Genomic DNA, 22,163 nt, shown 5'->3' on the forward strand with positions numbered 1-22,163 from the left:
CTGTCATCCAGATGAAATTTCTTGGAAATCTCACCTATTGTATAGCAATCCTCTGGTTCCATGCGGTACATGGTAACTGGTTTCCTTGGCTTGGTGTCAAGCGGAGACTGTCTTAACGGAAACAGATTCATTAGTTCTCCTTTGCATACAAGTCGTATTCCTTTCTCTGGCTCAATGAAGGAAATCTTTTTCATGTAGATGAGCCTATAAATGGTTGAGCGGCTTGCACCAAACATAGCATACGCTTCCGTTATGCTGATATACTCTTTAGACTTGGGCATATTGCTTACAATCTTGTCCAGTTCAAGTTGGCGTTTTTCTTCATCATGCTTACGCTTCCACGCCACCTTGGAGCATTTGGGTGAACAATACCAGGACTCCAAAGTCCTTGCGAAGAACTCTTCTCCGCACACAGGACATTTCCGTACTATCTTATACTTTGCTACTGCCATAATTCATTCATTTTGTAGTTCTTAATATCTATTCTTCTCATCATATCTACTTTTTCTTACAGGTACAAATAAGGTACAGATGTTTATAATAATAACGCAAAGATAGCAATATTATTGTGTACGGCCAAAAACAAGAAAAGCGTGTAACTCATTGAGCTACNTGTTTATAATAATAACGCAAAGATAGCAATATTATTGTGTACGGCCAAAAACAAGAAAAGCGTGTAACTCATTGAGCTACACGCTTTCCATTTGATATTGTATTCTTATTTCTCTATGTGCTTATTTCACTTCCTCAAAATCAACAACATTAGAGGCATCAATCAATTTATTCATTAAATTTACCCATGTAATATTAGCATTACTGTGCGCAAACTTTCCTTGCACATACGCATTTTGAAATTCTTTCAACAGCGTGTCATAATAAGATAAACTAATATAAAATGTACAACTATTATCATCCGAGTAATTGGATTTTGAATAAATATCTCCCTTTTGAGGTCTGGAAAATATTCTTTTTGAAAAAGCTTGAAACAACATAGCCAATTCTTGTCCATTAAAAACTTGTTTTTTCTTCGTTTCCATAATATTATTTTTTAAGATGAAAAAAGCGTGGAACATCCCCTACGCTTCTGAGACTTTGGCGAGCCTGTACTGCAAATAAGGAAAGCCCACGCTATAGCGCAGGCGTTCACTTAAATTCATTGCAGTACTTAAAATCGCCAAATTTCAGAAGCAAGAATAAAAGCTAACGCTTTAATATATACATTTATAGACTTCAATAAATCAAAGTCCATGCAAAAATAACAATTTTCAGATTTAAATTCGCAAAAAATATTTTTTTGTTCTTTTCAACATCAATATTTTATCTAAGTCAAACTAATTTAGATAAGCCGAAGTTATGAATACGGTTCATAACTTCAGCTTTACTCCGCTTATAGTTTACCCAGTTTATCGGCTTCTTTTCTCAATTGTTCGGCTTGCTCGTTCAACAGCCTTGCACGTTCCAGTGCTTCCGCCTGCTTTTGGATGCGGTATTCAAAATCCATCACTGAATCGGTCAGCCTTCGGATAAAACCATTATCCCGTTGCCACTTGAACTTGTTTTCCAGCATATCAAAAGTTTCTCCGTCTGCCTGTCCTTGCATCAACAAATAGCGGTATTTCATATCGTTGTCCTGCAACTGCTGCATACGTTCAGCCAAACGAACATTCAAGAATATGGAAACGAAACAGATAACCAGCACTGCCGAAAAAAGAAACAATCCCGGACAAATCCAAGAAGCTACCTTGTTGTAAATCCGTTGATAGAGCGGTAAGGGCGTAGCTTCCTCTTTATCCGTCTTGCAAGAGCCCAAAACATCAATCATTACCTTGAAACAACGGTAGGTTTCCAATACTATTTTCTTGGTGTCCTCGATATGTTTCTGCTGACCTTGCATCCTGTTCCTTATCTCGTCAAGCTGGCTTTGGATAGCCTGCAAATCCTTTTCGGGAACAGCCGGGTTACTGTGCAGTTCCGACAATGCCTGTTCGATTGCGTTCAGTCTTTCGAGAGTTTCCCCCCGACTGGCTGGCGTTACCTGTGCTTCCTGCTTCTCTTTCAGTTCTGTAACCATTGAGAGAAGCCCCTCTAAAATCAAATTTTCCTCCATACGCTTATAACTTTAGTTGTTTTTTCTTTTTTTTCTTCTTCTTTCTCAAAAAGGAATCATCGGGCATTTCATCAGCCGGGGCTGACAAACCGGAAAACAGACCGCCTAAACCTGTTATAAAAGAATTATCCGCTTTGTCGGGTGCTGATACTGATTTCTGAACAGGTGCGGTAACCGTCTGCTTATTGCTTCCGACTGTCATCTGCCCTACATCCCCAAAACATTTATCCAGTTTGGAGAAACTGAAACTACGGTCTATCTCCGAACCCTTGAACGTGTATTCACCTTTGGAAAAGGAAACGCCTTGTATCTCGCCTGTCTGTCCCTTGTACTTGAACCGGATAGTAATACCCTTTTCCGCTAACCGCTCCTGTAACTGCTGCCAGTTTCGGGATTTCCCGATTTCATTCTTTACAGCGTTGTAAATCTCGTATTTCGATTTGTCCGGCTCTTTCAAGCGGTGCTGCTTCACCTGTTCTTTTCCACCAGCGAAATAAAGCCCGTGCTTGGCTTTCAGCTTCTTGCATACCTGCTCGTTACGGTACATATCGTTCCTGTCCGAAATGGTCTTGCCGTTGTTGTCAATACGGTTGAATACGATATGCACATGTGGGTGTTCCCGGTCTTGATGGCGCACGATGATATACTGCGTATCGGTGATTTTCATTTCACGCATATACTCCTGCGCAAGCTGTATCATCTTCCCGTCTGTCAATTTGGGCGCATCCACTGCCGAATAGCTTAGCGCAATATGTCCGACTGGCTTTTTTAAGTCGGGATTCATCCCGGTCTGCATACAGAAGCTGCGGATTATATCTCCCCGGCTTTCTGTTAGTACCCCCTCCGCATGGAGCAAAGCCGCCTGTTCCTTGCCAAGCACATAGTTCACGCAGCCCTTAAACCCGCTTCCCTTTTTTATTTTTCCAATCATCCGACAACTGGTTTATAATTTCGACAATCCTGTTTTTCAGTTTCACTAGTTCCACCGCCACCAGTGCGAAACCTCCGGCATTCGCCCGGTGCGCCAACTGGTTGATGTTGTTGGCTTCCCCTGCCAGTTTGCGAATGGTGTCCGCATCCTTCCTGTTCAGCCGGGGTATGACCTCTGCCGAAACAACTGCCTGCCGTACATACTCACTGACACGCAACCCGGCTTCTCCGGCTCGCTTTCTGATGGCGTAATACTGCAACTCGGTCAGTTTCGTACTGACAACCCGTTGCTGCTTCTCTATCCGTTTCTTTGCCGGACGTCCCCCCGGCTTATCCTTTATATTCGTCATAAGTTTTTACGTTTAAATAGTGTCTTAAAAATTGCGACCAACGGGAGAAATTTTCTTTGCGATGAGCAAAGCAAGGTAGTTTCGGTTTACCGAAACATAACCTTGCTCTCCAAATTAAACCGCCTGCCGTTGGTAATCCTGCCGGACTAAATCCCCCTGCCCCTTTTCTGTCTTGGGGCGGCACGTTGTCCGGTTTCCTGCTTTATCTCCTGCACTTGGCTGGTGCTGTTCTTCTGTTCCTGCTTCTTGCCGCACAGGTAATCGTTCAAGTCCGAATAGCCCCTATAATTGCCCGAGAAGTCACGCACATGGAAGGAGTATTCCAATGCAATAGCCTGTGTCGCCTTATACCCCGTCTCGTCATTGTCAAGCATACAGTGGATGCGTTCATACGGGTACAGCACGTCAATGGCTTTCGGCACGTTGACAGTAGAGTTGAGTATGACATAATCCTGTCTGTCAAGGTCGGGCATGGTCGGACAGTTCTTCATCCGGAACGTGAGGAAAGAAAGATAGTCCATAAAACCCTCGAATACCAAACATTTCTCTCTCGGCTCTCCCTGCTGCCGTATATGGGTGATGTCTTTCGGGGCGATGCAACCCTTAAAAAAGGAATTGCGAACCTCGTAACCTCCTGCCATGTTCGGGAAACCGATAGCAAAGAATGGTCTGCCGTTATTGATAAAATGGAGTTCCTTGCATTCTCTTTTTGCCAGTTCGACATTGATACCTCGTCCCTGCAAGTAACGGAGCAATGCCAGATGGGTCAAGTCACGGACTTCCAAATGTTGGAAACTCGGTTCTGTCCTACGCTGGGGAAAAGAAAAACTGACCGGACGGATGTGCGGTGTCTGTTCTGCTATCTGGTTTAAAAGGTATGGCACGCTGCCGGAGCAATAAAGTTCCTTTGCCAGTGCAATGATGTTGCCGCCCTTACCTGCGCCAAAGTCATACCAAAGGTTGCGGTCAGTGTTCACCTTGAAAGACGGTTCGTGTTCCTCCCTTAACGGTGATTTGTACCATAAGCCGTTGCCCTGCTGCTTGACAGGAGAGTAGCCTAAACTGTGCAGATAGTCTGCGATGGGTATTTGTTTCACATCTTCGATATTCATAACATTTTCTTTTTGGGGGATTAAAAAATAGTTGAAAAGTGCGCCAGTCCTGTTTAGTCCGTTATATATATACCCGTACCATACTAAACCTGCTTGTTCCGATACAGGGAAATAGTAAGTCCGTTCCTCTTATATATACACCCGGACTAAACCAAACGGACTTTTAATAATGGAAATCGGGATTATAGCGGTAGCCCTTGCCCTCTTTCACAATCATGCGCTTGTTCACAAGAAACTTGTTAAGTGACACAAGGACATTGCGTCCACGCTCGTAGCCGATACTCGCATAACCCTGCTTCAATGCCGCTATGACATTGGAATAGCCTTGTACCACCTGCTTGCCGAAACCGTTCTCCAACGCTTCCCGGTGTTGCTGTTCAGTCAGTTCCGTAAGCGGAAAATTCCTGTCCTGCTTAGGTTGTTGGAATACATAATCATCCACGATTTCGGGTAAAGCGTTGTCATTGATACGGAATGCGAACGGGTCAAACTCCCGGTCACGTATGTGCATTGCCTTTACCTCGCTTATGTTGCCGTCCTGCCGGCTTTTCGTGATTTGCAGGACGGTTTCAGCCTTGTTGTTCAGTTCCGTGCCGATATGCCCCCTTGTGTTGTCATCCCCCTTATTCAAATGTAGAACAGTATGGATATGCAGGTTATATCCGCTTGACCAGCGCATCAAAAGGTTGATTAGGTCGGTTGATTCGCTGGGACTGTTGATGTCGTACATCAAGTCACGGATTCCGTCAATGATGAGCAACCCCACATCGGGCATATTTTCAAGCATATAGCCGATAATCTGTTTCCGCTTGTCGGGGGTCTGCTCTCTTAGCACGATGAAAACAAAATCGTCCCTGTCCTTGTCGGTAGGTAGTCCGGCAAGCCGTAAAATACGCTCCATGACCTTATGGCAATGGTATTTGCTCTGCTCGGTATCTACATAGAGGATTTTCCGCTTGTTCGGTGGCAGGTATGCCGAATACTTCAGTACCTCGTCATTCTTCAACGCTGCCGCAACGATAGCGGAGATGTTGAATGTCTTTTTGCTCTTGGCTTTACCCGTGGATGCGCTGAAATTACCCAGCGTGCCAATGGTAGAGCCGTTCACCCAGAGTATTTCGGGCGGCACTTCGTAAGTGTCCGTTACCTTTAAATGAATGGTTTTCCAAAGGGCTGCGAAATCCTCTTTCTGTATGGTAACACCCTGCCCGGCTTCTGTCGCTTTTCTATTTTCCATAGCCGTTATTTCTTTAGAGGACGGTTAAGGATATACTTCTGCGCTTCCTGCTCTATCTGCGCCTGCGTCTTGACCGGGTTCTGACGTAACCATGCTTCCAACTCCGCTTTCTCAAAATAAAGCATTTTGCCCTGCGGCTTGTAATGGGGTATCAAGTTACCCGAAGTCAACTTGTACAGGTAACTTTTAGAAAGGTTCAAGAACTTGCTCGCTTCATCGAAGCTAAGCACACTCTTTGAAAGGAACAACATCTTTTCGAGTTCGGAAACTCTTAACTCTAAATCTCTTTCCATATTGTTTAGGAATTTAGGTGAAACAATATGAAGGTGCGCACCCTCGTTTTTTTGTTAACGGGGGCAAAGTTAAGAGGTTGAAAATGAAGTCTAATTGACCTTTGTTTGAGCGTTCAATCTATGCTCAACCTTTTTTCAGTTGTTTGATGTATTTGTCTATGATTTCATATCCTTTCGGATAGATGTTTTTTGCTTGGTCTGTCGCACTCGACAGGTCAGTACGTGTAAGCGGTTCTCCTTTTATCTTCTTCAATATCAGCTTATTGTTTGCTATGACAGACTGCCATTCATAAACGATGTAATTATAACAGCTAAGTTGCATCATAAGATAGGCTAACAGACGAGTATTATTAACTTTCAATACCCCATTCAGTTTGCAGTTGAAAAAATCGGTAAGTATTTTGGCACTGACGGTAGTAGTAAACATATTCGCTTCATTCACACAGTCGGTCAGAAGTTTGATTTCATTGGCTTTCAACGTGGACTTGAAAGGATTGCTTTTGCCCACAATCTTGGTTGGATTAGTATCTGCACTTTCCTCTTTCTCTTTTGGCAAGACTTGCTCTTGGATGGCAACCGCATCTGTATGGTAATTGCTTTCCTGTTCTTGCAGATAGCGCAAATACTTGGAAAGCACGACAAGATTAACGATAATAGACAAATAGGGAAGCCGCCCATCATAACAGGACGGTTCATGCAAATATGCGTCCATATCAAAATCAGAGCAGCGGAAACCGATATACTTTTTTCTTTCATCAGAATTCAAGTCCTCAAAATAACCGCTTTCCCACAAAAAATCGGGAATATCCATATCCAATACAATGTTACGCACGACACGGTATTTTTGTTGGATGGCTACAATATTTTCAGTCACACGGAAAATTTCTTGCCGCAAATAATCCTTTAGCTGAGCTTGCGTCAAATATTCACGTTTTAAAAATAGTGCATCTACTTTAGTTTTATAGTCATGAGCTATACAACTATCTAATATCTTCTGTATTTCTCTGAAATTGTTTTCCATATGATTTTCCATAATCGTGCGCCTTTAAACGTTCTTACTACAAATATAAGGTAAGAATCTCACTTTTCCCGAAAACATCGGCAATAATAAGGTAGATAAAGATAGGATAAGCGTTAAGAAATTATAAAGATATGGGGAAGAAAACTATTAAAGTACACCTTTTCTTTGTATTCGTCATTCAGTACACGTTTAGTACGCCCTATAAAAGCAGAAAACCCTAATAATCAAGTGATTATCAGGGTTTATTCGTACCCAGACCCGGGGTCGAACCGGGATGGAAGTGAATCCACTGGTGTTTGAGACCAGCGCGTCTACCGATTCCGCCATCTGGGCGCATACTTGATTTCTCAATTGCGGTGCAAAGATACGACATTATTTTGATTCCACAATAGTTTGGCAAAAAAAAGGAGAAAAAAATAATAAAACATATCTTAAACACTTCTCTATTCAGAGAATAAACCGTACATTAGCAGAAACTTTAAAATAGAGTCACTATCATGACAAACCAGGATAATTATTGCGTGATTATGGGTGGCGGCATTGGAAGCCGCTTCTGGCCGTTTAGCCGCAAAACATTGCCCAAACAATTCTTAGATTTCTTCGGAACGGGCCGTTCACTTTTACAACAGACTTTCGACCGGTTCCAAAAGGTTATCCCAACAGAAAATATTTTCATCGTTACCAATGCAATGTATGCGGACTTAGTGAAGGAACAATTGCCCGAAGTGAACGAAGAACAGATTCTGCTGGAACCCGCAAGACGAAATACCGCTCCGTGTATAGCATGGGCCGCTTACCACATCCGGGCACTGAACCCGAACGCTAATATCGTAGTCGCTCCTTCAGACCATTTAATTTTAAAAGAGGATGAGTTTCTTGCCGCTATCGAAAAAGGACTTGATTTTGTTTCACGCTCGGAAAAGCTACTGACATTAGGTATTAAACCCAATCGCCCGGAAACAGGGTACGGATATATACAAATAGACGAACCCGCAGGAGGAAACTTCTATAAAGTAAAAACATTCACAGAGAAACCGGAACTGGAATTAGCTAAAGTATTCGTAGAGAGCGGAGAATTTTATTGGAATTCCGGCCTATTTATGTGGAATGTAAATACAATCATCAAAGCAAGTGAAGATTTACTGCCTGAATTAGCTTCCAAACTGGCACCGGGAAAAGATATTTATGCCACCGACAAGGAGAAAGCATTCATCGAAGAAAACTTCCCAGCATGTCCTAATGTATCCATCGACTTCGGCATTATGGAGAAAGCGGATAATGTGTATGTATCATTAGGAGATTTTGGCTGGTCCGATCTTGGAACTTGGGGATCACTTTATGATTTATCGGAAAGAGACCCGGAAGGCAATGTTACGCTGAAGTGCCATTCACTTATATATAATAGTAAAGATAATATGGTAGTACTTCCGAAAGGCAAACTGGCCGTTATCGATGGACTGGAAGGATTTCTGATAGCCGAATCGGACAACGTTCTTTTGATTTGCCGCAAAGATGAAGAACATGCCATCCGTAAATATGTAAACGACGCCCAAATGCAACTGGGCGATGATTTCATTTAATAACACGCAACCTGACGCCGGAGCCAAAACCGGATAAGACCATACAAATAGTGAACGGTGAACAAACCGCATAATTGATTGCAGAGAGTTCACCGTTCACTGTTTATAATCGAAAAACTTTGTGTGTCTTTAAATAATCATGAGTCTCTAAATAATCTCTATTCCCTGCTCCTTGCAAAGTTGCAGTCCCAGATCTTTCAATCTGAACTTCTGAATCTTTCCACTACCCGTCATCGGGAATTCATTCACAAAGAAAATATATTTCGGAATCTTATAACGGGATATCTTATTTCTGCAGAAATCACGTACATCGGCTTCCTGCATTTGTACTCCTTCCTGCAAAATAATAAATGCTCCGACTGCCTCACCATACTTTTTAGAAGGAATACCAGCTACTTGAACATCTTTCACTCCGTCAAGCTTATAAAGAAACTCTTCTATTTCGCGCGGATAAATATTCTCGCCACCACGAATAATCATATCTTTGATACGTCCGGTAATCCGATAATTTCCATCTTCATCCTTAATACCCAAGTCGCCGGAATGCAAGAAGTTGTTTTCATCAAGCACTTCCGCCGTTGCTTCCGGATTCTTATAATATCCTTTCATGGTATTATAACCACGGTTACACATTTCACCTTGTACACCAACCGGACATTCTTCACCTGTTTCAGGATCAATCACCTTCACCTCCGTAAATTCGAAATCATGTCCTACCGTATTACAACGTACATCGAACGGATCATCAATACGGGTGGCCGTCATACCGGGAGCGGCTTCTGTCAATCCGTAGACACTAGTCACCTTCATATACATTTTCTCTTCTACCTGCTTCATTAGTTCGACAGGACACAGCGAACCCGCCATAATACCTGTACGAAGACAAGACATATCAAAGAGATCGAACATCGGATGATGCAACTCGGCGATAAACATAGTCGGCACACCATAAAGAGCCGTACAACGTTCTTTGTGAATAGAGGCCAGCACAACCAACGGGTCGAAACGTTCTACCATCACTTGTGTACAACCATGAGTCAGACAGTTCATGGTAGCCAATACTACCCCAAAACAATGGAACAACGGAACGCAACAACAAAGTTTGTCATCTGCCGTGAACTTCATGTGTTCCCCCGTCAGAAATCCATTATTGGCAATATTATAATGTGTCAGCATCACCCCTTTCGGGAAGCCGGTAGTGCCCGACGTATATTGCATATTTACTACATCGTGACAATCCACTTTGCTTTTTAGTTCATTCAAACAGTCATCTTCCACATTATCTCCCAACAGCAGGATCTCCGCTGTATTATACATACCACGATGTTTTTCCTGACCTACATATACTACATTTCGCATATATGGAAAGCGTTCGCTCTTTAAATGTCCACGCTCACAAGTCTTCAATTCAGGAAGCATCGTGTATGTCATCTGCACAAAATCACTATCCTTCTCACCATTCACAATACAAAGCGTATGCATATCCGAGTTCTGGCAAAGATACTCCAATTCCGATTGCTTGTAGTTCGTATTCACTGTAACATATACCGCACCAATCTTCGCGCAGGCATATAGCAATGTCAACCAATCGGGAACATTAGCCGCCCAGATACCCACATGAGTACCACGTTCCACCCCAATGGCAATAAGCCCTTTTGCCATATCATCCACACGACGGTTCAACTGACTCCAGGTAAAACGGAGATTTCGGTCGGAATATACGATATATTCCTTATCGGGAGTCTCTTCAGCCCAGTGCTCCAGCCACTGCCCCAAAGTACGATCAAATAATTGCATGTAATTATACTTAAGTCTTGGTTCCTACTATTTCATTAAATCGGTGTGTAAACTACTGCCAGGATTTTTGCAGCCTGTCCCTCATAAGCATGTACATGATGAGGAACAATGGAATCATAATAAATACTATCACCCTCTTCCAGCAGATAGGTGTTCTTGCCATAGCTGATTTCCATGATACCTTCCATAACCATGATAAACTCTTCTCCTTCATGAGAAGAAAGCACGAAGTCAGTATCTTCCGTCGGCATCACATCGATAATAAACGGTTCCATGTGACGGTCCGCCTTTGACTTGGACAACGAGTGATATTCCATGTGTTTGCGAGAGTGAATCGCATTATTGGAAAAACTGATCGCATCCTTGGCCTCTTTCTTACGGCATACGACCGGTCCGACTTCATCCTGATCATCAAGGAAAGTACCCAGACGTACTCCCAACACACGCGCAATCTTAATCAGCGGTGCGAGAGAAGGTATATCAATGTTATTCTCAATACGTTCAACCTGTTCGAGAGCCAAACCTGAACGTTGCGCCAACTCTTCTATGCTTATTGATTTATCTTCGCGGAGGGCTTTAATTTTTTCGCCAACAATCTTACTTGTATCCATTTTGAAAGCATTTTAGTTATCAAAGGTGATAAATTATAATAATTAAGCTGCAAAAATAGCAAAATCTTTAGATGAACACAATTATAACCGAAGAAAATACGACTATCAGGAAGAAAAAGAAGAAACTAAAAAAAAGCCGCTCCTCTATCATGAGGAACGGCTTTAAATCTTTTCGCGACAAGTAGATTACTTACGCAAACCGAGCTCTTTAACAATAGCACGATATCTTTCGATATCTCTTGCTTTCAGGTAGTCGAGTAAGCGACGACGCTTACCTACCAACATTGTTAACGCTCTTTCAGTACTATAATCTTTTCTGTTGAGCTTCATGTGCTCAGTCAGGTGAGAAATACGGTAGGAAAACAATGCCACTTGGGCCTCAGCTGAGCCGGTGTCAGTGTTAGACTTTCCGTACTTTCCGAAGATTTCTTGCTTTTTAGCAGCGTCTAAATACATAATTCTTAGAATTTTAATTGATAAATTATTCTTTTGAGCGTGCAAAGATAGGCATTATCTTTATATCACACAACGATTTACAAGAAAAAATTGCTATCATTGCGCATATTTCTAATCCTATTTTCGTACCTTTGCAGCCAAATAATAGGTATTATATGCAAAATATTCGAAACATTGCAATCATTGCCCATGTTGACCATGGGAAAACAACGCTGGTTGACAAGATGCTATTAGCCGGAAATTTATTCCGCAGCAACCAAAATAGTGGTGAACTTATCCTGGATAACAACGATTTGGAACGTGAACGTGGTATAACGATTCTCTCCAAAAACGTATCCATCAATTACAACGGTACAAAAATTAATATTATTGATACTCCGGGACACAGCGACTTCGGTGGTGAGGTAGAACGTGTATTGAATATGGCCGATGGCTGTATTCTGTTGGTAGATGCCTTCGAAGGTCCGATGCCACAGACTCGTTTCGTACTGCAAAAAGCGCTCGAAATCGGTTTGAAACCCATTGTGGTAGTTAATAAGGTAGATAAACCTAACTGCCGCCCGGAAGAAGTTTACGAGATGGTTTTCGACTTGATGTTCAGCTTGAACGCAACGGAAGATCAGCTGGACTTCCCCGTGATTTACGGTTCCGCCAAGAACAACTGGATGAGCACCGACTGGAAGCAACAGACTGACAGTATTACTCCGCTACTGGATTGTATCATCGAAAATATTCCGGCACCCAAACAATTGGAAGGTACTCCCCAGATGTTGATTACTTCTCTGGATTATTCTTCTTATACCGGTCGTATCGCTGTAGGCCGCGTACATCGCGGTACATTAAAAGAAGGTATGAATATAACGCTTGCGAAACGTAACGGTGATATGCTCAAGAGCAAAATCAAAGAGCTCCATGTTTTCGAAGGTTTAGGCCGCGTGAAAACAAACGAAGTTTCTTCCGGTGACATCTGCGCACTGGTAGGTATCGACGGTTTCGAAATTGGAGATACTGTTTGTGATTTCGAGAATCCGGAAGCATTGCCGCCAATCGCAATCGACGAACCGACCATGAGTATGCTGTTTGCTATCAACGATTCTCCTTTCTTCGGTAAAGATGGCAAGTTTGTGACTTCACGTCATATCCACGACCGTCTGATGAAGGAGCTCGACAAGAATCTGGCTCTCCGCGTAAGAAAAAGTGAAGAAGACGGTAAATGGATTGTTTCCGGCCGTGGCGTACTCCACCTTTCTGTATTAATTGAAACAATGCGCCGAGAGGGATATGAATTGCAGGTAGGTCAGCCGCAGGTTATCTTCAGAGAAATCGACGGTGTGAAATGCGAGCCGATTGAAGAACTGACCATCAACGTACCGGAAGAATATTCCAGCAAAATTATAGATATGGTTACTCGCCGTAAAGGTGAAATGGTCAAGATGGAAAATACAGGTGAACGTATCAATCTTGAGTTCAATATGCCTTCACGCGGTATCATCGGTTTGCGTACCAATGTACTGACTGCCTCTGCCGGCGAAGCCATCATGGCACACCGCTTCAAAGAATATCAACCGCACAAAGGAGAAATCGAACGTCGTACCAATGGTTCTATGATTGCTATGGAAAGCGGAACAGCTTTTGCTTATGCCATTGACAAATTACAGGATCGCGGTAAGTTCTTTATCTTCCCGCAGGACGAAGTCTATGCAGGACAAGTAGTAGGCGAACACTCTCATGACAACGACCTGGTTATCAACGTAACCAAATCGAAGAAGTTGACGAATATGCGTGCTTCCGGTTCGGATGATAAAGTACGCCTGATTCCACCTATCCAGTTCTCACTTGAAGAAGCACTGGAATATATTAAGGAAGATGAATATGTAGAAGTTACTCCTAAAGCAATGCGTATGCGTAAAGTGATTTTGGACGAAATCGAACGTAAACGTGCAAACAAGAACTAACTATTCTTTCATAATATTATAAAAGAGCCCCCGGTTAAACACAGTGTTCAACCGGGGGGCTCTTTTTCCCATAAGTATACTAATACAACAGTAATCCTACCACACCCGCCAGACAAATCAACAGAATAGGGTGAAGATTCCATTTCCATGTAACCAAAAAGGCGGCTGCGAAAATACCGATACTTTTATAGTCTATAAAATTCTCTCTATTCATCATAAGTAATGCAGCCGAAGCAATCAGCGCGACCGACATAGGAAGCAGTCCGGACATAGCCGCTTTAATATACTTATTATCCTTACACTTCGCAAAGAAATAAGAAATTAGCAACACCAAAATAAAAGAAGGCAAGCAAACGGCTACAGTGGCCAACACAGCGCCCCAAACACTTTGTGTTACCGCATAACCTACGTAAGTAGCACTATTTATGCCAATCGGTCCCGGAGTCATCTGCGAAATTGCGACCACATCCGTAAACTGTTGAGGAGTCAGCCAATGATGAAGATCCACTATTTCATGTTGAATCAGGGAAAGCATCGCATATCCACCCCCAAAACCGAACATACCTATTTTAAGATACACCCAAAGTAATTGCCAATATATCATACCTGTTTATTCGCTATTTTTTCTTTCAACCATAATGTATATACCAATCCCCCTATAATTCCGGCCACCACAATATAAATAGGTGATAAGCCGAACTGCCAGATCAACACGGTAGCTATGGCAGGAGCAATCAACTGAAAACACTTCAGTTTCAAAGCTCTAACAGCAGAAATGCAAGGAAACAGAATCAATGCTACCACGGCAGGACGTATTCCATTAAAGATACGAATCATCACTTCATTATCCTGAAACTGTGCAAAAAACATGGCTATCAGCATCATGATAACGAAAGAGGGAAGAATCGTAGCCAATGCACACACCAGGCTACCACCCACCTTATACAACTTATATCCTACAAAAATAGAAATATTCACAGCAAACACACCCGGAAGCGACTGCGTCAAAGCAAACATCTCCATAAATTCTTCCTTATTCATCCATTGCTTGTTAACAATCTCCCGTTCAATCAACGGAATCATGGCATAACCGCCACCAATAGTAAACATCCCAATCTTTGCAAATGTCACGAATAATTTTAAATACTCCAGTACCATCCTTTCTTTCTAATTTTCCGATATTTTGTGTTTAATTTTTAATAAGCCCTTTGGCTGCATCATATCCAATCTGATAACTGCGTCCTTTCACTGTTTTAAAGGAGATAGTCTGATCCAAATACTTTATGACACAGTTGCCTCCTGCATTAGAGCGTACAACAGCTTCTTTCAACTGATGATTCTCCCAGATCATATCCACCTCAAAATTTCCTTTTGCACAGATACCACTGATAGAACCGTCTTTCCATGCATCCGGCAAAGCCGGTAATAATTGAATAAAACCCATGTGACTTTGGAGCAACATTTCGGTGATTCCCGCTGTCCCGCCAAAGTTTCCATCAATCTGGAAAGGCGGATGCGTATCCCACAAATTATCCATGGTTCCGTTCTTCAATAAATTGCCGAATAAAGTATAAGCATGATTACCATCCTGCAAACGCGCCCACTGATTCAACTTCCAACCCATACTCCAACCGGTAGCACCATCACCACGATGCACCAATACCACTTTAGCAGCTTTCGCCAGTTCGGGAGTAGTGACCGGAGAAACAGTATGTCCCGGATGCAGGCCGAACAGATGATTCACATGACGATGTTCATCTTTCGGATCATCAATATCCACCGACCATTCCATCAACTGACCATAACGACCTATTTGATAGGGAACGAGATTGGCAAGCACATGCTCCCATTGCTTACGTTCTTTCTTATCTACACCCAACACTTTGCTTGCTTCAATCGCATCCATCAGAATTTCACGCACTACGGCATGCACAAAAGTAGCTCCCTGATCGATAGGACCATGCTCGGGCGAAGTGGACGGAGCAGCCGTATAGGTTCCATCCGGCTTATGCCACAGGTAATCGACTGCAAAATCCGCACTACTCTTTATTAGTTCATAGCCGGTTTCTTTCAGAAATTTCAAGTCTCTTGTATAGTCGTAATACTCCCATATATGAGTAGCCAGCCAGGGACCTGCCATCGGATTGAAGTTCCACGACATATCCTGACTTTCCAACGGAGTGGTAAAGCCGAAAATATTGCCGGAGATAGATGCCGTCCATCCTCTTGCTCCGAAATAAGCTTGTGCAGTCTTCTCCCCCGGTTTCACCAGTGTACGGATAAAGTCAATCAACGGAAGCACGCACTCATTCAAGTTGGTAGAACAAGCAGGCCAATAATTCATCTGGATATTGATGTTATTATGATAATCCACACGCCACGGTCCATCGACATTATTGTGCCAAATCCCCTGTAGATTAGCAGGCATATTGCCCGGACGGGAACTGGCAATCAGAAGATAACGTCCAAATTGATAATACAACTCTTCCAGATAATAATCCGGCTGTCCTTTCCGATAATTTTTCAGACGTTGGGAAGTAGGCAGATTCACTCCTTTCACCGCTGGGTTCAGATTCAGCCGAACCCGGTTGAACAGAGTAGCATAATCATTATAATGTTGATTGAATAAAGCTGTATATCCCTGCGCCACTGCATTATTCATCCACTGCTTTGTCGTTTCTTCGGGATTAACGCCTATATATGTTTTCGGATCTTTGAAATCCGGATCAAAGTTAATCTTATAGTCAGTGTCCGCTGTGATATAAAATACAACTTCGTCTGCATCCTTCACCGTCAACTTTCCATCTGCATTAGACAGTGTTCCTCCTTTTGTTTCTGCCTGGATGCGCACAACATACTTCATTCCATTATTATCCAAAGAAGCTGTGTAAACCAGTCCTTTATTTCCATCAGAAACCATGCTGCCGGTAGACAGGGGATTGGGCGCATAACTGAAAACCAGATTTTGTTTCCCCGATTGATCCGCGCTGAAACGTACCACCATTACATTGGCGGGGTAAGAGATAAAAAAATTGCGTTGATAAGCCACACGATCCTTTTTGAATTGTACGACTGCCATAGCCGAATCCAAAGAAAGAATGCGCTTATAATCGCTCATTCCTATCATATTCAGTCCGGTTTCTACATAAAACTCTCCCATTGTAGTAAAGCTACTGAAACGGAAAGGATTTTCTCCGTCAGCTTCATACGACACTTCACTATTGAAGTTCTGTCGCGTTAGCATTTCAGCCTTTTTCTGATCTCCCTCTGTAAATGCTTTGCGTATTTCATCTAAAAGATGGGCCGATTGTTTATTGACATTCCAATAATAGTCCGCACCTTTCGCTGTGTTCGGACCACCGCGCCAAAGCGTTTTTTCATTGAAAGTGATACGTTCGGCTTCCACCGATCCCATAATATTTGCGCCGAGGCTACCGTTACCAATAGGCAATGACTGTGACTCCCAACTGGCATCCAGATTATGTCCGCTTCCTGCTGTTACCGGTTTATTTTCATCTTTCCACAAATCCGGTCTTCCGCCATACCAGGCAGCATATCCCTGCAAAGTATTCGGAGTATCAAACCAGATGGAAAGTCCTTGAGTATAATCTGTTTCTCCCGCATAAAGCCCGGAGGTAAGGAATAGGGAACTAATAAGAAGGAAATAAAAATTCTTCATGGTCGTCGCGTCGTTATTTAAGATTAATAACCTATTTATAGTCTGTACAAAAGTAGTCAAAATATATATCTAATAAAAATAAAACAGAATCTCAACAACCTCTATAATGAGGTAAAATTACATCAAACCATCCGACAGTATTTTTTTCACGACCCAATACCCGACTCTGGCCTCTGAAATCCCTGACAACAACCGATGAGGACAGACAAACGCATCATCAATAATTTCTGCTTCCATATAATAAAAGCAACAGGAAGAATCCTTTTCAAAGGCTTTCGCATATTCCAAAATATGTGTCGATATCAAGAAATGACAATGAGAGAAGCTTTTCAGTAATTCATTGACGGCAACGGAGGCTTCAAACGCATCTTTAGCATTCGTCCCGCGAAACATCTCATCTAATACCACCAAACAGCGTTTTCCGGTCACAGCTTTTTGCATCACTTCTTTAATACGGAGTACTTCCGCCATAAAATGACTTCGTCCGTCCCGCAAAGAATCCGGCAGATTAATAGAGGTATAAATCCCCTCGTAAAGAGGACAAATCATTGATTTCACAGGAACAGGCAAACCGCAATGTGCCAACCAGACAGCCAAGGTCAATGCCTTTAAAGTTGTTGACTTTCCCGCCATATTAGAGCCTGTAAAAATGCATATATTTCCCCGGGACATCTGCCAACTGTTTGGCTGCGCATCTTTCACAAAAGGATGAACGACTCCCTCCACCGAGAAGTCCATTGTCGGTACCATTATCGGCATACAACAGAAGTTCTTCTCTTTTGCCACCCGGTGAGCTGTACGGCAGACATCAAGTAGATATATAACAGACAGAAGTTCCTTCAAAGATAACAACCGAGTACACCGGAACAGATAATCGAATTTGTCTATGACAAAGTTAGATAGTCGTTTTTCCTCATCAGAGGTCTGCTCCAATACTTCCTCCAATTCACTTCCATGGAGAATATTATCAATCATAGCAGCAGATTCTTTCATGAGTTGCGGGGCGCCCTGTGGTAGTTCTGTCGCCCATTCCTTCAGACAATGCAAGAGATGAACCACTAATTTCACCCCTCTGCAGATCACATAACGGGTCGAATCATATCGCACCAGACGGTCGATAACAGTAGCACATGAAAGTAAAATATGAGCTTCCCGTATCTGGTCACGATAAGCCAGGTAATACTCAATAAAATCCAGCTCTTCTTCATTCAAAAGAAGTTCGGGCAAAGCATCCCAGACAATAGCCTCCTGTCTTTTACGGATTTCCCCCAAATCACTTAGCGGATACATAATCCAGTTCAACATCAGCGCTTTTCCTTCTTTTGTCTCTGTTTTGGAAAACAAAGAGAAAAGAAATTGCTCATTATTAGCAGTCTCTGTAATGCTTAGATCCGCATAGGTCTGTTTGTCAGTAGCTAGATATACCATAACCGCCTTTAAAGGTTAGTACTCCTGTTTTGGCAAATATAGGGAAAAGTTTTAAACAAACAGCATTTATTCTCATAGAAAGGCACAGGCATAAACAAAAAAGGCGGTTCGAAATCGAACCGCCTTCCATATTATATCTGATTCTCCAATTAGAGTTTCGGACCAGCAGCAACCAAAGCCTTACCAGCTTCGTTACCAGTAAATTTAGCGAAGTTCTTGATGAAACGTCCAGCCAAATCTTTAGCTTTTTCTTCCCATTGGCAAGCACATTCGTAAGTGTCGCGTGGGTCAAGGATCTTCGGATCAACACCCGGAAGTTCTGTAGGAACAACAAAGTCGAAGAAAGGAATAACCTTAGTAGGAGCTTTGTCAATAGAACCATCAAGGATAGCATCGATGATACCACGAGTATCTTTGATAGAGATACGTTTGCCGGAACCATTCCATCCAGTGTTAACCAAGTATGCTTTAGCACCAGTCATCTCCATCTTCTTAACCAGTTCTTCTGCATATTTAGTCGGATGCAATGACAAGAAAGCAGCACCGAAGCAAGCAGAGAATGTCGGAGTCGGTTCAGTGATACCACGTTCTGTACCAGCCAATTTAGCTGTAAATCCAGACAAGAAGTAGTATTGAGCCTGTGCCGGGTTCAAGATAGATACTGGAGGCAATACACCGAATGCATCAGCAGACAAGAAGATAACTTGTTTTGCGTGAGGACCTTTAGACACCGGTTTAACGATGTTTTCGATGTGATAGATAGGATAAGAAACACGAGTGTTTTCAGTCACGCTCTTATCTGTGAAATCAATCTTACCGTTAGCATCAACAGTTACGTTTTCAAGTAAAGCGTCACGTTTGATAGCATTGTAGATATCCGGTTCACTTTCTTTATCCAGGTTGATAACCTTAGCGTAGCAACCACCTTCGTAGTTGAATACACCTTCGTTATCCCATCCGTGTTCGTCGTCACCGATCAATTTACGTTTCGGGTCAGTAGACAAAGTAGTCTTACCTGTACCAGACAGACCGAAGAAGATAGCAGAGCTAGTTCCTTCCATATCGGTGTTAGCAGAGCAGTGCATAGAAGCGATACCACGAAGCGGGTTCATGTAGTTCATGATAGAGAACATACCTTTCTTCATTTCACCACCGTACCAAGTATTCAGGATTACTTGTTCTTTAGTCTTCAGGTTGAATACTGTAGCAGTTTCAGAGTTCAAGCCCAGTTCTTTGTAGTTGTCAACTTTTGCTTTAGAAGCATTGAAACATACGAAATCAGGTTCTCCGTAGTTAGCAAGTTCTTCAGCAGTCGGGCGGATGAACATGTTAGTTACGAAGTGAGCCTGCCAAGCTACTTCCATGATGAAACGTACTTTCATACGAGTAGCTTCGTTAGCACCACAGAAAGTATCAACAACGAACAAACGTTTGCCGGAAAGTTGTTTTACAGCTTTAGCTTTCAAGTCAGCCCAAGCTTCTTCAGTACATGGTTTGTTGTCGTTTTTGTAATCTTCAGAAGTCCACCATACAGAATCAGCAGAAGCTTCATTCTTAACGAAGAATTTATCTTTAGGAGAACGACCGGTATAGATACCTGTCATCACGTTCACAGCGCCTAATTCAGTTACTTGACCTTTTTCAAAGCCTTCCAGACTCGGTTTTGTTTCTTCAGCGAACAAAACATCATAAGACGGATTGTGCAAAATCTCGGTCACACCTGTGATGCCGTACTTGCTTAAATCTAAATTTGCCATTTTCTTTGAATTAATTAAAATTGGTATTTTGTTTTCTATCTCTTTTCACCTTAACATGGGGAGCTTTGGATAGCCCCTTGTAAATCCGGCTACAAAAGTAATACTTTCTTTGGAAAGGAAGAAGGTATTAGAGAAATTTTTCCCTAATTGAAACTCTTTTATAAATTCCTAACAATATCTGCAAACTGAATATTGCAATTTGAAAGATTATCGTTTACTTTGCAAGTCAGTATGCTAGCAATGCTGTGAAAATGAGATTAAAATCTGATTAAAATATAATATGAAAGTAATTGATTTTGGCCAAACTAATTCGATTCTAAACCAGTACATATCCGAAATTAGAAATGTAGAAGTTCAGAACGACCGCCTGCGTTTCCGCCGTAACATAGAACGGATCGGAGAAATCATGGCTTATGAAATGAGTAAAGAGTTTAAATACTCGGTAAAGAACATCCAGACACCACTGGGAATCGCTCCGGTCAGTACACCGGACAACAATTTAGTAATCAGTACGATCCTGCGTGCAGGTCTTCCTTTCCATCAAGGTTTCCTTAGTTATTTCGACGGAGCGGAGAATGCGTTTGTTTCCGCTTACCGCAAATATAAAGATACGCTAAAATTCGATATACACATAGAATATATCGCTTCTCCCCGCATTGATGACAAAACGCTGATTATCACCGACCCTATGCTGGCAACAGGAGGGAGTATGGAACTTAGTTACCAGGCAATGCTGACCAAAGGCCACCCGGCCGAAATTCATGTTGCTTCGATTATCGCCAGCCAAAAGGCTATCGATCATATAAAGAATGTATTTCCGGAAGACAAGACGACAATCTGGTGCGCTGCCATCGATCCTGAAATCAACGAACATTCTTACATTGTTCCGGGACTGGGCGATGCAGGCGATCTTGCCTACGGCGAAAAAGAATAAACGTTTAAAGATTCTTCCGATATTGCTGCGGTGAAACCCCAACCTGCTTCTTAAAGAACGTACCGAAATAAGAAGCATTAGGGAAGCCGAAGGCATTTGAAATCTCCTGAATATCTTTCTGCGTATTTTTAAGCAATGAGATGCTCTTACGAATGATAGCTTTGAATACAAGTTCCTGCACGGTATATCCGCAGATACTCTTAGAAACGGCAGAAAGATATTTAGGAGACAAACACAATTTATCCGCATAAAACTCAACACCCCGTTCCTGCATATAATATTTTTCGATTAACTGGATCAAGTGAATAAAGACTTCATTTTTGCGTCCTCCCACTTCCCGCCCGTCATTGACGAGTTTGCGATTATAAATAGAGCAAATCCTGTACGTCAATGCAAGTAGAAGTAATTTCTGCTCATAAAGTTTAAATGAATTTTCTTCCGACTGTAACACATTGTCCAATAAGGACATATACTTTACAATCTCTTCTTCCTCACCAGTAGACCATACACAAGAAGGTTCTTCGGGAGTAAGGCGGGAATACATATACATGGAAACAACCAGATTCCCCATAATATCCCGGATCGGTTCTATCTGATAGATCAAAATCCGCACCTCCATGTCTTCCGACTCTTGCAAAACCTGAAACTCGCCGTCTTCGGGAATAAACAAACTTTCGCCTGCTCCTGCGAAATGCTTTTTCTGATTAAGCGAAAACTGGAAATTACCCTGGCGGCAAATAATCAGCCCCAGTCCTTTCATTTGAAAAGGTTTCTTCAGTGAGGGTGGAAAATTTACAAATATCCCTTCGGAACTACATATATTTTTCCCACTTAATAAATCGCGATCAAACTGCAATAAACGATCTTGTCCGCTATCCATCATACTAATATATTAACAGATCATTATCAAAAACGA

General features: G+C 42.3%; 21 protein-coding genes and 1 tRNA gene. 3 read left to right on the top strand and 19 right to left on the bottom strand.

Annotated features, from left to right (window positions below):
* The 10 genes from KQP79_RS20610 to KQP79_RS20655 all read right to left on the bottom strand — a co-directional run.
* The coding region (locus KQP79_RS20610) for a DNA-binding protein (protein WP_264386558.1) at positions 1-452 on the bottom strand (452 nt) is incomplete at its 3' end.
* A 282-nt stretch (positions 453-734) separates the two neighbouring features.
* Complete coding sequence (locus KQP79_RS20615) at positions 735-1,037, bottom strand: hypothetical protein (protein ID WP_032579587.1); 303 nt, start codon at positions 1,035-1,037, stop codon at positions 735-737.
* A 350-nt stretch (positions 1,038-1,387) separates the two neighbouring features.
* Entirely contained in the window at positions 1,388-2,107 is a 720-nt protein-coding gene (locus tag KQP79_RS20620; protein ID WP_025868197.1) for a hypothetical protein, read from the bottom strand.
* A 4-nt stretch (positions 2,108-2,111) separates the two neighbouring features.
* Positions 2,112-3,038, bottom strand: coding sequence for a relaxase/mobilization nuclease domain-containing protein (locus KQP79_RS20625; RefSeq protein ID WP_032579571.1), 927 nt, complete (start codon positions 3,036-3,038; stop codon positions 2,112-2,114).
* Entirely contained in the window at positions 3,004-3,387 is a 384-nt protein-coding gene (locus tag KQP79_RS20630) for a MobC family plasmid mobilization relaxosome protein (protein WP_032579573.1), read from the bottom strand. Before KQP79_RS20630 ends, KQP79_RS20625 begins: the two co-directional genes overlap by 35 nt.
* A 146-nt stretch (positions 3,388-3,533) precedes the next feature.
* The gene (locus tag KQP79_RS20635) at positions 3,534-4,499 is read right to left on the bottom strand and encodes a toprim domain-containing protein (protein WP_032579575.1); all 966 of its coding nucleotides are present in this window, start codon (positions 4,497-4,499) and stop codon (positions 3,534-3,536) included.
* Positions 4,500-4,662: 163 nt separating this feature from the next.
* Complete coding sequence (locus tag KQP79_RS20640; protein WP_032579577.1) at positions 4,663-5,736, bottom strand: AAA family ATPase; 1,074 nt, start codon at positions 5,734-5,736, stop codon at positions 4,663-4,665.
* 5 nt (positions 5,737-5,741) lie between these two features.
* Positions 5,742-6,029, bottom strand: coding sequence for a helix-turn-helix domain-containing protein (locus tag KQP79_RS20645; RefSeq protein WP_025868291.1), 288 nt, complete (start codon positions 6,027-6,029; stop codon positions 5,742-5,744).
* Between the two features lie 124 nt (positions 6,030-6,153).
* Entirely contained in the window at positions 6,154-7,062 is a 909-nt protein-coding gene (locus tag KQP79_RS20650) for a hypothetical protein (RefSeq protein ID WP_032579580.1), read from the bottom strand.
* Between the two features lie 237 nt (positions 7,063-7,299).
* Positions 7,300-7,383 (bottom strand) — tRNA-Leu (locus tag KQP79_RS20655).
* A 164-nt stretch (positions 7,384-7,547) separates the two neighbouring features.
* Between KQP79_RS20655 and KQP79_RS20660 the strand changes: the two genes are divergently transcribed.
* Entirely contained in the window at positions 7,548-8,630 is a 1,083-nt protein-coding gene (locus KQP79_RS20660) for a mannose-1-phosphate guanylyltransferase (protein ID WP_004317553.1), read from the top strand.
* A 147-nt stretch (positions 8,631-8,777) separates the two neighbouring features.
* On the opposite strand, the gene KQP79_RS20665 is transcribed toward KQP79_RS20660, so the two are convergent.
* From KQP79_RS20665 to rpsO, 3 genes are all read right to left on the bottom strand, one after another.
* Positions 8,778-10,427 (bottom strand): AMP-binding protein, encoded by a 1,650-nt coding sequence (locus KQP79_RS20665; protein ID WP_061448460.1) that lies wholly within the window; start codon positions 10,425-10,427, stop codon positions 8,778-8,780.
* A 35-nt stretch (positions 10,428-10,462) separates the two neighbouring features.
* Positions 10,463-11,038 (bottom strand): helix-turn-helix domain-containing protein, encoded by a 576-nt coding sequence (locus KQP79_RS20670; RefSeq protein WP_061448459.1) that lies wholly within the window; start codon positions 11,036-11,038, stop codon positions 10,463-10,465.
* 186 nt (positions 11,039-11,224) lie between these two features.
* Positions 11,225-11,494, bottom strand: a complete 270-nt coding sequence (rpsO, locus tag KQP79_RS20675; protein WP_004296393.1) for a 30S ribosomal protein S15 — start codon at positions 11,492-11,494, stop codon at positions 11,225-11,227.
* 155 nt (positions 11,495-11,649) lie between these two features.
* Between rpsO and typA the strand changes: the two genes are divergently transcribed.
* On the top strand, positions 11,650-13,449 hold the full coding sequence (gene typA / locus KQP79_RS20680; protein WP_004302390.1) for a translational GTPase TypA: 1,800 nt from the start codon (positions 11,650-11,652) through the stop codon (positions 13,447-13,449).
* A gap of 79 nt (positions 13,450-13,528) precedes the next feature.
* Here typA and KQP79_RS20685 read toward each other — a convergent pair whose 3' ends face one another.
* From KQP79_RS20685 to pckA, 5 genes are all read right to left on the bottom strand, one after another.
* Positions 13,529-14,053 (bottom strand): chromate transporter, encoded by a 525-nt coding sequence (locus tag KQP79_RS20685; protein ID WP_004296410.1) that lies wholly within the window; start codon positions 14,051-14,053, stop codon positions 13,529-13,531.
* The gene (locus KQP79_RS20690) at positions 14,050-14,607 is read right to left on the bottom strand and encodes a chromate transporter (RefSeq protein ID WP_004310700.1); all 558 of its coding nucleotides are present in this window, start codon (positions 14,605-14,607) and stop codon (positions 14,050-14,052) included. Before KQP79_RS20690 ends, KQP79_RS20685 begins: the two co-directional genes overlap by 4 nt.
* 31 nt (positions 14,608-14,638) lie before the next feature.
* Positions 14,639-17,128: a glycosyl hydrolase family 95 catalytic domain-containing protein gene (locus tag KQP79_RS20695; RefSeq protein WP_061448458.1), complete on the bottom strand. Its 2,490-nt coding sequence runs from the start codon at positions 17,126-17,128 to the stop codon at positions 14,639-14,641.
* A 117-nt stretch (positions 17,129-17,245) separates the two neighbouring features.
* Positions 17,246-18,556: a MutS-related protein gene (locus KQP79_RS20700; RefSeq protein ID WP_004310702.1), complete on the bottom strand. Its 1,311-nt coding sequence runs from the start codon at positions 18,554-18,556 to the stop codon at positions 17,246-17,248.
* A 149-nt stretch (positions 18,557-18,705) separates the two neighbouring features.
* Entirely contained in the window at positions 18,706-20,313 is a 1,608-nt protein-coding gene (gene pckA, locus KQP79_RS20705; RefSeq protein ID WP_004296417.1) for a phosphoenolpyruvate carboxykinase (ATP), read from the bottom strand.
* A 280-nt stretch (positions 20,314-20,593) separates the two neighbouring features.
* Here pckA and upp point away from each other — a divergent pair, with 280 nt between their 5' ends.
* Positions 20,594-21,247: a uracil phosphoribosyltransferase gene (gene upp / locus KQP79_RS20710; protein ID WP_004310703.1), complete on the top strand. Its 654-nt coding sequence runs from the start codon at positions 20,594-20,596 to the stop codon at positions 21,245-21,247.
* A 4-nt stretch (positions 21,248-21,251) separates the two neighbouring features.
* On the opposite strand, the gene KQP79_RS20715 is transcribed toward upp, so the two are convergent.
* Positions 21,252-22,127, bottom strand: a complete 876-nt coding sequence (locus tag KQP79_RS20715; RefSeq protein ID WP_004302395.1) for a helix-turn-helix domain-containing protein — start codon at positions 22,125-22,127, stop codon at positions 21,252-21,254.
* Positions 22,128-22,163 lie beyond the last annotated feature (36 nt).

Source organism: Bacteroides sp. DH3716P, assembly GCF_025914115.1.
GTDB lineage: Bacteria > Bacteroidota > Bacteroidia > Bacteroidales > Bacteroidaceae > Bacteroides > Bacteroides ovatus.